This is a genomic window from Vibrio sp. 1F169, assembly GCF_041439605.1.
Classification (GTDB): domain Bacteria; phylum Pseudomonadota; class Gammaproteobacteria; order Enterobacterales; family Vibrionaceae; genus Vibrio; species Vibrio tasmaniensis_A.
The window spans coordinates 25657-36009 of the sequence record NZ_JBGOOI010000049.1; the positions used below are offsets into that span (position 1 = coordinate 25657).

11 protein-coding genes are annotated in these 10353 nt (G+C 44.8%); all 11 read left to right on the forward strand.

Annotated elements, in window-relative coordinates:
* The 11 genes from cobM (at position 1) to ruvX (ending at position 9998) form a co-directional block, all read left to right on the forward strand.
* Complete coding sequence (cobM, locus tag ACED53_RS16655; RefSeq protein ID WP_017097271.1) at positions 1–813, forward strand: precorrin-4 C(11)-methyltransferase; 813 nt, start codon at positions 1–3, stop codon at positions 811–813.
* 76 nt (positions 814–889) lie between these two features.
* Positions 890–1855 carry an adenosylcobinamide-phosphate synthase CbiB gene (cbiB, locus tag ACED53_RS16660; RefSeq protein WP_012604821.1) on the forward strand — a complete coding sequence of 322 codons (966 nt, stop codon included), beginning with the start codon at positions 890–892 and terminating at the stop codon, positions 1853–1855.
* 38 nt (positions 1856–1893) lie between these two features.
* On the forward strand, positions 1894–2964 hold the full coding sequence (locus tag ACED53_RS16665) for a threonine-phosphate decarboxylase (protein WP_017097269.1): 1071 nt from the start codon (positions 1894–1896) through the stop codon (positions 2962–2964).
* A 2-nt stretch (positions 2965–2966) separates the two neighbouring features.
* Complete coding sequence (locus tag ACED53_RS16670; RefSeq protein ID WP_017100733.1) at positions 2967–4271, forward strand: cobyrinate a,c-diamide synthase; 1305 nt, start codon at positions 2967–2969, stop codon at positions 4269–4271.
* A 506-nt stretch (positions 4272–4777) separates the two neighbouring features.
* A complete protein-coding gene (locus ACED53_RS16675) occupies positions 4778–5575 on the forward strand; it encodes a DUF2189 domain-containing protein (protein ID WP_009847692.1) in 798 nt (265 codons plus the stop codon).
* Positions 5576–5653: 78 nt separating this feature from the next.
* On the forward strand, positions 5654–6154 hold the full coding sequence (locus tag ACED53_RS16680) for a SprT family zinc-dependent metalloprotease (RefSeq protein WP_017097525.1): 501 nt from the start codon (positions 5654–5656) through the stop codon (positions 6152–6154).
* A gap of 97 nt (positions 6155–6251) precedes the next feature.
* Positions 6252–6983 (forward strand): endonuclease, encoded by a 732-nt coding sequence (locus ACED53_RS16685; protein WP_017101441.1) that lies wholly within the window; start codon positions 6252–6254, stop codon positions 6981–6983.
* Positions 6984–7142: 159 nt separating this feature from the next.
* A complete protein-coding gene (gene rsmE / locus ACED53_RS16690; RefSeq protein WP_017091302.1) occupies positions 7143–7874 on the forward strand; it encodes a 16S rRNA (uracil(1498)-N(3))-methyltransferase in 732 nt (243 codons plus the stop codon).
* 9 nt (positions 7875–7883) lie between these two features.
* Positions 7884–8834, forward strand: a complete 951-nt coding sequence (gshB, locus tag ACED53_RS16695) for a glutathione synthase (RefSeq protein WP_004735482.1) — start codon at positions 7884–7886, stop codon at positions 8832–8834.
* Between the two features lie 116 nt (positions 8835–8950).
* Positions 8951–9514, forward strand: a complete 564-nt coding sequence (locus ACED53_RS16700; protein WP_004735481.1) for a YqgE/AlgH family protein — start codon at positions 8951–8953, stop codon at positions 9512–9514.
* 61 nt (positions 9515–9575) lie between these two features.
* The gene (ruvX, locus tag ACED53_RS16705; protein ID WP_009847698.1) at positions 9576–9998 is read left to right on the forward strand and encodes a Holliday junction resolvase RuvX; all 423 of its coding nucleotides are present in this window, start codon (positions 9576–9578) and stop codon (positions 9996–9998) included.
* Positions 9999–10353: the final 355 nt, after the last annotated feature.

A 10353-nucleotide genomic window follows, 5' to 3' on the forward strand; every position in this document is an offset into this window, starting at 1 on the left:
ATGACGGTATTTTTTATCGGCGCAGGGCCGGGTGACCCAGATTTAATCACAGTGAAAGGCGCGCGCTTAGTTGAAGAGTGCCCTGTGATTGTTTACGCAGGCAGTTTAGTGCCAAAAGCCGTCATCGATCGCGCTCACCCTGATGCACTGGTCTATAACTCCGCTGACATGGATCTTGATGATCTAACCAATGTGTACCTAACCGCACACGAAAAAGGTCAAAACGTTGCACGCGTTCAAACTGGCGATCTTTCAATTTACTCGTCGCTTGCAGAACAAACACGTCGCTTGAACGAACTTGGCATTGATTGGAAAGTGGTTCCGGGCGTCTCCTCTTTCCAAGCGAGTGCCGCAGCTCTTGGCCAAGAACTGACGCTACCTGAAAAGTGCCAGACCATTATTCTTAGCCGAGCATCAGGTCGAACGCCTGTTCCTGAAAAAGAGAATCTACGCGCCCTTGCCTCTCACGAAGCAACACTGTGTTTATTTCTTAGCGCAACATTAATTCGTAAAGTGGTTCGTGAATTATCAGATGTTTACCCGCAAGATTGGCCAGTGGCTGTCGTTGAAAAAGCCAGTCACCCTGAACAGAGAATATTCCGTGCTACATTGGGTACGATCGCCCAAGTTATGCATGATGAAGGGATTCGCTCCACCGCGATGATCATCGTCAGTAAAGTGCTAGGCGACAATGATTTTGTTGACTCTAAACTCTACGATCCGACCTTCTCACACGCTTGCCGAAAAGCACGTGTCGTTGAAGAGGGTGTAGCTGAAAGTGGAACATTGGAAGACGATAAGAGCGCAGACTAACCTCGCTCATTAGCTGTTGATTGGTTTATGCGTTTATTCATTTTCACTATCCAGTTAGCAGCATTATTTGGCAGATATGATGATCTTTTTTGATTTAAATTTTGGTTATTCAAGTTTAGCGATCGCGCTAATGATGATCGCAGCTTTGATGCTTGATCACTTACTAGGTGAGCCTAAACGATTTCACCCTTTGATCGGTTTTGGCTATGCGGTTGAGAAAATCGAGAAGCTGTTAAACCGAGCCACTAAATTCTCAGGTTTGATCGCATGGATAGCTGCGACTGTTCCATTGTGCTTACTCAGCTTTTGGCTACAACATACGCTACTAAGCATGGGGAACACATTAGGCTTTTGGCTATTTAATATCGTGGTTCTGTATATCGCGATAGGTCAACGTAGCCTGCTTGAGCACGCCCAGTGGATCCACCAGCCGCTGAGCCAAGGTGATCTTGATTTAGCGCGAGAGAAAGTTGGTTGGATCGTTAGCCGTAATACTGAAACCATGGATCAACGCCAGATCACGTCATCGACGATTGAGTCGGTATTAGAGAATGGTAACGATGCGATCTTCGGCACTCTATTTTGGTTTGCACTGCTTGGGGCTCCAGGGGCATTACTGTTCCGATTAGTGAACACACTTGATGCGATGTGGGGCTACAAAAATGAACGCTGGCTAGAATTTGGCTATGTGGCAGCAAAAGTAGATGATGTGATGGGCTGGGCACCTGCGCGCTTAACCGCACTTAGCTACAGCCTTTTAGGCAACACTAAGTTGGCTCTGAAATGCTGGAAAGAACAAGCTAAACATTGCTCGAGTCCAAACGGTGGCCCCGTAATGACATCAGGTGCCGGCGCACTACAAATCATCATAGGTGGCGATACTTATTACCACGGAAAACTTGTGAAAAAACGTCCGATGGGAAAAGGTAATATTGCGACTTTAGAAGATATTCCACGAGCCATATCTTTGGTCCAAAAAACCAGTGTGCTTTGGGCCATCGTAATGCTACTGCTTTCTCTTTTAACTCTTTGTTTATTTTGATTTCATGTCTATTTTAACTCTTTACTTTAAGTACGCTAATGACGATTAAACAACACTCAACCTCAAACGAACTTCCGCATCACGGTGGTAAGTTAATCGAGTTTTCATTGCGCTATCAAAGGCCAATCGAACAATGGGTCGACCTTTCAACTGGAGTAAGCCCGCACCACTACCCTATACCTGAAATCCCTGCATCGGTATGGAATCGGCTACCAGAAGACGATGATGGCTTAATCACAGCCGCGCAAACCTACTATCAAAGTGATGCCTTGTTACCCGTAGCTGGCAGTCAGGCAGCCATTCAATCGCTACCTCATATGATTGCAAAGACACAGCCAACATTGACGTACATCCTATTGCCTCATACGGGTTACAAAGAACATCGACATGCGTGGCAGCAGTACGCAGAACAAAGCATACAAGCCGTCATATTCGACTTTTACCTACACAAACCGACAATCGAACAGCTGAAAACGGCAGACGTGGTCGTAGTGATTAATCCCAATAATCCAACCGCACTGAATGTGCCACCAAGTGAAGTACTGACTTGGCTAGATCATATCCAAGATCATTCAACGCTCGTGATTGATGAAGCGTTTGTAGACTGTACTCCTGAGCTTTCAGTGTTACCAAGTTTCCCAACAGGAGTACCTGACAATCTAATAGTCCTGCGATCAGTGGGTAAATTTTTTGGGCTGGCAGGGATTCGCGCAGGCTTTTGTTTTGCCTCGCCATTGCGTTTAAATATTCTTAAACAACACCTTGGACCTTGGACACTCAGTGGCCCAACTCGCTATGTCACCACACATGCCTTACTCAACTCCAATTGGCAAAAGAAAAACCGCCAACGCCTACATGAAGAGGCTCAGCGTATGAACCAAATCTTACAACTACATTTTGGCCAAATGGCGGGCTCGGTAAAAATAACATCACAGATACTCTTTCACCGAGTTGAAATTTCAGATTCGGTATCATGGCACCATCAGCTCGCCAAGTTAGGGGTTTTTACTCGTCATTGTGATGAAAACGATGCACTTCGTTTCGGGTTACCCGCCAACGAATCACAATGGCAAGCGCTCACTCGCGCACTCGAACAACTCAAGGAATAATTATGTCTACAGCTTACTGTTCTGCCCTAGTGGTAGGCGCACCTTCTTCTGGAAGCGGAAAAACAACCGTGGTCGCCGCTCTAGCAAGAGCTTTGGTTCAACAAGGAAAGAAAGTTCGAGTATTCAAAACTGGGCCTGATTTTATTGATCCACAATTTCTATCTATTGCATCAGATACACCCACTTACCAATTGGATTTGTGGATGTGTGGTGAAGCGGAATGCCAACACTTAATTTACCAAGCAGCCCTAGAAGCGGATGTGATTCTAATTGAAGGCGTAATGGGTATGTTTGATGGCAAATGCTCAAGTGCTGATATTGCGGCCAAATTTAACCTTCCGATGTTGGCCGTGGTAGATGCTGGCGCAATGGCACAAACCTTTGGAGCCATTGTAAATGGCTTATCGACATTCCGTGATGACGTGGATGTATTTGGTGTAGTTGCAAACCGCGTAGGTTCTGAACGTCACGCTGAAATGCTAAAAGAAAGCCTAAAACCTGAAACCGAGTTTTGTGGTTGGTTACCAAAAGACATGGATTTGTCGCTGCCAGAACGCCACTTAGGTTTAGTACAAGCACAAGAGTTAGATGACATAGAGGAGCGACTTAATCACGCAGCCAAGCTACTACTAGAACATGGTGATATCCCATTACCAACAGCACAAGCATTTGAAAAACCAAAGCAAGCACTACCAGCCAGACATGAATCATTGACTGGTCATACAATTGCAGTAGCTCGTGATAATAGCTTTGCTTTCTTGTATCAAGCCAACCTTGATTTGTTGATCGAATTGGGGGCAAAACTGTCATTTTTCTCACCGCTTGCACATGATGATTTACCAGTGTGTGACGCTTTGTATTTACCAGGAGGTTATCCTGAATTACATATGGATAAGCTAGCGCTCAATCATGCGTTAAAACAGCAAATCATCACACACATTGAACAAGGAAAACCTTGCCTAGCCGAATGTGGTGGCATGCTATACCTCAACAAAGCATTGACTGATACAGAAAGCCAAACAGAAAACATGGTTGGAGCGTTAAATGCCAAAGCGACTATGCAGAAGAAGCTAGCCGCGCTAGGGATCCTAGAAGCTAATTTCGATGGTCAAATGCTGCGTGGTCATACTTTCCATTATTCAAAAACAGACAGTAAAGAAACCGTGCTAACTCAGCCTGAATCTCAATATGGTAGGCCAACCGATCCTGTTTGGATAAAACAAAGCACCATCGCTTCTTATGCACATTTGTACTTCCCGTACAACCCTGATTTGGTAGCGAAAATATTCAAAGGAGCGCTTTATTAAGTATGGGTGAAAAAATGCGCCTTGAACGCTTTCAATAGGGCGTGTTGATCTTTCGAGCTGATTTTTGCAGCGAGTTGCTGGGTATTTATACAAGGCAGAGACTTTGATGTGTAGCTAGCCTACATGAGAAGCCGATAACGTAGTAGAAATGACCAGCAAACGCTGCCCGAAGGGTTCGGCTAAAAGCGTTTTACTCTTTGTTGAGGGAGATTTGCTTAGAATGACTAGGCTACTTCCCCCTCGCCGCGATTAAAACGCTTTTATCTCGAACAAAATTTAACCACAAAAGGTCAACACGCCCTAATAACAGCCTGTCAAAAGTTGATATTTGCCGCTTCACGGTCAATAGTTAAAATAATGTTAACGAACAAATCAAGATCAGACTTTGTTTCGTGAACTATTTAGCTGATGCGCGCTTACATCAAAGACGTCGCCAAGTCGGGCATCGAGTTTCGTTCGCTGCAATTTAACTGCAGCGCAGGTAGAAAACCGATCAAGGAGGATCTATGCCTCGTACATTGAATACACAAGACTTCGACGATAAACAAAAAGAAATCAAAGACTCAGAATACGCTCGTACAATACCATGTAATCAGGTGAGCATTTCAGCGCCCTTTCATTGGTTGTCGCTTGCTCTGCACGACTTAGTGAGAATGCCATTAATCAGCGCATTTTACGGTTTGTGCTTTATGGGTGCGGCCATCGCCATTGTTCAACTTGTCCAATGGCAAGGAACACATTTAGTCGTTATGCCAAGCTTGATTGTGTACATGCTAATAGGGCCGTTTCTTGCCCTAGGCTTATATGACGCAGCCTGGGAAAGAGAAAAGGGGCACAACGCTAGCCTACTGCACTCGATGAAAGCCATCACACGCAACTCAACCCACCAATGGGCGTTTGCGATTGTATTAATGGTTGCGATGATATTCTGGATGCGTATCGCTGCATTATTGCACGCACTTTACCCTTCAGTACAAGGGGCACCATTGACCGAATTTGCTCCCTTCTTAATTACAGGGTCTGTAATTGGTTTTGTTATCGCTAGCCTGATATTTAGTATCTCAGCATTTTCAATTCCACTAATGATGGAGAGACGTGTAGATGTAATGAGTGCGATTTTTACTAGCTTCAACGCTGTTAAATCAAACATCCCTGCGATGGTCGTTTGGGCTGGTATCATTGGTACTGGTATCTTAGTCGGCTTCGCGACCTACGGTGTGGGGATGATTGTAACGATGCCATTACTTGGTTACGGAACATGGCATGCTTACCACGAAGTCATCAAAAAGAAACATCACGTTTAAATCGTTTCACGATCGATGAGCAATGTTATGATGAGGCCTTAGCTTAAACGCTGAGGCTTTTTTTGGAGTTAACAACGCTTGTCTTACACCCCGCAACAACATCGAGTAAATAAAAAACTGGGCGAATGCCTAGCTATCGCTAATCAACATTTTTCTCGTGAATTTCCATGCCCAACTGTCACTTACAAGTTAAGAGGAAAGGCAGCGGGAAAAGCCTACCTCCAGTTAAACGAGATAAAACTCAACCAAGTGCTATTCAGCGAAAATGAAGACGCCTTTATTAACGAAGTCGTGCCTCATGAACTCGCGCATCTGATCACACATCAGGTCTTCGGACGAGTTAGGCCTCACGGCAATGAGTGGAAATACGTGATGGAAAAGGTATTCAATGTACCGGCCAAAACGACCCACAGCTTGGAAATCACCTCAGTGCAGGGCAAAACTTTTGAGTATCGCTGTGATTGCACCACTTATCCCCTATCGATAAGACGACACAACAAAGTCATCCGCAACCAATCAACGTATCGTTGCCAACAATGCCAGCAAACCTTAGCTTTTACCGGCCTTCAATTGAGCTAAGTCTTAAGCTCACAAGGTAACGCGAATAAATGTAATAGAGAGAACTAACATTTGAGTGCTAGACTGTTGTTTATCATACTTTCATCAGTCTTTCTCTATGCAAAAAAACAATCCAAAAGTATTTGGCCTATCGGTTTCCTTTTACCTATCAATAGTATTTGGCCTACTGGTAACCCAAAGCGTTTTCGCCGCTCCACCAAGCTCCTTCTCCAAAGCAAAAAAAGAAGCTGTGAAGATTTATCTCGATCACCCGACTTCATTTTATTGTGGTTGTGACATCACTTGGAAAGACAAAAAGAAAGGTATCCCCGACCTCGACGGCTGTGGTTATCAAGTCAGAAAACAGCAAAAACGCGCTTCCCGTATTGAGTGGGAACACGTAGTTCCAGCTTGGCAATTTGGCCACCAGCGTCAGTGCTGGCAAGATGGCGGACGTAAAAACTGTACTCGCAATGACAAAATATTCAAATCGATGGAAGCCGATCTTCATAATCTGACTCCGACCATTGGCGAGGTTAACGGTGATCGCTCTAATTACAACTTCAGCCAGTGGAATGGAATGGATGGCGTTAGCTATGGTCAATGTGAAATGCAGGTCAACTTCAAGCAGCGCAAAGTGATGCCGCCAGACCGAGCAAAAGGCTCTATCGCGCGAACTTATCTTTACATGAGTCAAGAGTATGGCTTCAAGCTCTCTAAGCAGCAGACTAACCTGATGATGGCGTGGAACAAGCAATTCCCTGTCGATAAGTGGGAATGTACGCGTGATGAGCGAATCTATGCGATCCAAGGTAATCACAACCCGTTTGTTTTTCCTGCTTGTAAATAACACGACTCAGGCAACCAACATCTCCAATTGCCTCCATCTCAAACAAGAGTTTCAGAATTGCCCCTGAAACTCTTGCGCTACCCTTGTTTTTTCAACTAAAAGCATCCATGTTAGGCAGAGACAAAATACCCAAATGAACATATTTATAGGTTTACCAGCATGAGAATCCCTCGCATCCATCACCCAGAACGCATTCATCAGTTAGGTTCACTCGCTTTAGACGAAGATGCCGCGGGTCATGTTGGTCGAGTCCTTCGTATGAAAGAAGGTCAAGATGTTCTTCTATTTGATGGCAGTGGCGCTGAATTCCCTGCGACAATTGCTGAAGTATCAAAAAAGAACGTCACAGTTAATGTTACTGAACGTATCGAGCGCAGCAGCGAATCTCCGTTAGACTTACATTTAGGCCAAGTGATTTCACGTGGCGACAAAATGGAATTCACGATTCAGAAATCGGTTGAGCTTGGTGTGAACACCATTACCCCTCTTATTTCAGAGCGCTGTGGCGTTAAGCTTGATACTAAACGCTTCGAGAAAAAGCTCGCACAGTGGCAAAAGATTGCTATCGCAGCATGTGAACAATCTGGCCGTAATACGGTTCCAGTTATTCGCCCAATCATGCAACTTGAAGAGTGGTGCAGCGAACCGAGCGAAGCGTTAAAACTAAACCTGCATCCTCGTGCAAAATACTCAATCAATACCCTTCCAGAGCCGATCAGTAAGGTGCGCCTATTGATCGGTCCTGAAGGTGGACTGTCAGCTGAAGAAATCGGTATGACAGAACAATACAAATTTGAAGAGACGCTACTTGGCCCACGTGTACTTCGTACCGAGACAGCAGCTCTAACCGCAATTACTGCCTTACAAGTCCGTTTTGGCGATCTAGGCTAGGAGAAAAAAATGATCAAACTTGGCATCGTAATGGATCCAATTTCATCCATTAACATCAAAAAAGACTCTAGCTTTGCCATGATGCTTGAAGCTCAGCGTCGTGGTTACGAAATCCATTACATGGAAATGGATGATCTACATTTAGATCAAGGCGTAGCCATTGCTGACACTAAGGTTGTTGAACTAAAAGAAGATCCAAACGGTTGGTACGAGTTCAAATCAGAACAGACTATCGCGCTATCCGATTTAGATGCGGTACTAATGCGTAAAGATCCTCCGTTTGATACTGAGTACATCTACGCAACTTACATTCTTGAGCGTGCTGAAGAGAACGGCGCACTGATCGTCAACAAACCACAAAGCCTACGTGACTGTAACGAGAAGCTATTCACGGCTTGGTTCCCTGAACTGACACCAACCACCATCGTGACTCGTAAAGCTGAAAAAATTAAAGCGTTCCGAGAAGAGCACGGTGACGTGATTCTAAAACCACTTGATGGTATGGGCGGCGCGTCTATCTTCCGAGTGAAGGAAGGCGACCCTAACGTATCAGTGATCATTGAAACACTGACTAACCACGGCCAAAACTACGCAATGGCACAAACCTTTGTTCCGGACATCAGCAATGGTGATAAGCGTATTCTTGTGGTTGACGGTGAACCAATGCCTTACTGTCTAGCGCGTATTCCTGCAAAAGGGGAAACTCGAGGTAACCTTGCTGCTGGCGGTACAGGTGAAGCTCGTCCTCTAAGTGAAACAGACTGGGCTATCGCAAGAGCAGTTGCTCCTGCACTGAAAGAGAAAGGCTTAATCTTTGTTGGGCTTGATGTTATCGGCGACAAGCTGACTGAAATTAACGTGACTAGCCCTACTTGTATCCGTGAAATTGAAGCCGCTTTTGATATTTCAGTTACAGGTAAATTAATGGATGCAATTGAGCGTCGCGTTAACGCTAAATAGCCTAAACTAAAGAAAGCCTTAGCTATTCGAAAACACAGAAATATCTAGGCAAAGAACAATGAGCGGCTTTACGCCGCTCTTTTTCCTTTACTGGGAACACACTGGCAGGAGGCTCTATGAATTTAACGAACCACTTTCTGGTTGCTATGCCCGGAATGAAAGACCCATACTTTCAAAATTCGGTGATTTACCTTTGTGAGCACAATGACGAAGGCGCGATGGGTTTGATGATCAACGCCCCTATCGATGTCACTGTCGGTAGCATGCTTAAACAAGTTGAGGTTGATTCTGATCAGCCAAAATCCAACCAAGCAAGTCTTGATAAGCCTGTATTGAATGGTGGGCCGGTCGCAGAAGACCGTGGGTTTATTTTGCACAAACCTAAAGGCAGCTATCAATCCAGTATCAGCATGACGGATCAAATATCGGTGACAACCTCAAAAGATATCTTGATGGTATTAGGTACAGAAGATGAACCGATGAATTATCTAGTCGCTCTTGGTTATGCAGGATGGGAACCTGGACAACTGGAAACCGAACTGACGGAAAACTCATGGTTAACCGTAGAAGCTGATCCAAAGGTCATCTTCGATACGCCAATTTCAGACCGCTGGAAAGTCGCCGTGCAGATGTTAGGTATTAATGCCGCTCAGCTTTCTGCTGACGCTGGTCACGCCTAACTCAGACTCAGACTCAGACTCAGTATATAAACTCTCAAACACAGATTAATTTGGAAACCCCATGTCACGAACAATTATGGCATTTGACTACGGTACAAAAAGTATCGGCAGTGCGATAGGACAAGAGATCACAGGCACAGCCAGCCCTTTAAAAGCCTTTAAGGCGAAAGATGGCATCCCGAACTGGGATGACATCGAAAAGCAAATCAAGGAGTGGCAGCCGAATCTTATCGTGGTTGGTCTTCCTACCGACCTTCATGGTAAAGATCTAGCCGCGATTACACCAAGGGCGAAGAAGTTTGCCAATCGCCTAAAAGGGCGCTTTGGTGTGGATGTTGAACTGCATGATGAAAGACTTTCTACGACAGAAGCAAGGGCCGACCTTTTTGAAATGGGCGGCTATAAAGCGCTAAGTAAAGGTAACGTCGATAATCAATCAGCCGTTGTAATTCTAGAGAGCTGGTTTGAAGCACAATATGGCTAAGTTATTTATTTAGCAAACTCGAGCAAGCTTATGATCCCTTGCCATTTTAACTGCGTAATGGAGGAGCGATAAAGGAAAAGAACTTGGGAGTTCATATGAAAATTTTTCTAGCAATATTCATAGCGTTATCTATAACGGCATGCAGCTCAATGGGAAGCGGTTCCGCGGGTTACGACGGTCAACAGTACCCGTCAAAAATCAAATTAGAAAAGGAGCGCGGTTACTCATATGATAACCATTGCTCCAACATGCACTCATCTAACATGCATTAAGTTATAAACGAATAAAACCCGCCACAGAAGCTAACACTGATCATTTAAGCATTTTCCTGATCAGTTGAACGATCCTACAGATG

Excerpts from the sequence above, each read along its gene's own strand:
- cobM (WP_017097271.1), top strand. The coding sequence starts at position 1 with ATGACGGTATTTTTTATCGGCGCAGGGCCGGGTGACCCAGATTTAATC.
- cbiB (WP_012604821.1), top strand. The coding sequence starts at position 890 with ATGATGATCTTTTTTGATTTAAATTTTGGTTATTCAAGTTTAGCGATC.
- ACED53_RS16665 (WP_017097269.1), top strand. The coding sequence starts at position 1,894 with ATGACGATTAAACAACACTCAACCTCAAACGAACTTCCGCATCACGGT.
- ACED53_RS16670 (WP_017100733.1), top strand. The coding sequence starts at position 2,967 with ATGTCTACAGCTTACTGTTCTGCCCTAGTGGTAGGCGCACCTTCTTCT.
- ACED53_RS16675 (WP_009847692.1), top strand. The coding sequence starts at position 4,778 with ATGCCTCGTACATTGAATACACAAGACTTCGACGATAAACAAAAAGAA.
- ACED53_RS16685 (WP_017101441.1), top strand. The coding sequence starts at position 6,252 with ATGCAAAAAAACAATCCAAAAGTATTTGGCCTATCGGTTTCCTTTTAC.
- rsmE (WP_017091302.1), top strand. The coding sequence starts at position 7,143 with ATGAGAATCCCTCGCATCCATCACCCAGAACGCATTCATCAGTTAGGT.
- gshB (WP_004735482.1), top strand. The coding sequence starts at position 7,884 with ATGATCAAACTTGGCATCGTAATGGATCCAATTTCATCCATTAACATC.
- ACED53_RS16700 (WP_004735481.1), top strand. The coding sequence starts at position 8,951 with ATGAATTTAACGAACCACTTTCTGGTTGCTATGCCCGGAATGAAAGAC.
- ruvX (WP_009847698.1), top strand. The coding sequence starts at position 9,576 with ATGTCACGAACAATTATGGCATTTGACTACGGTACAAAAAGTATCGGC.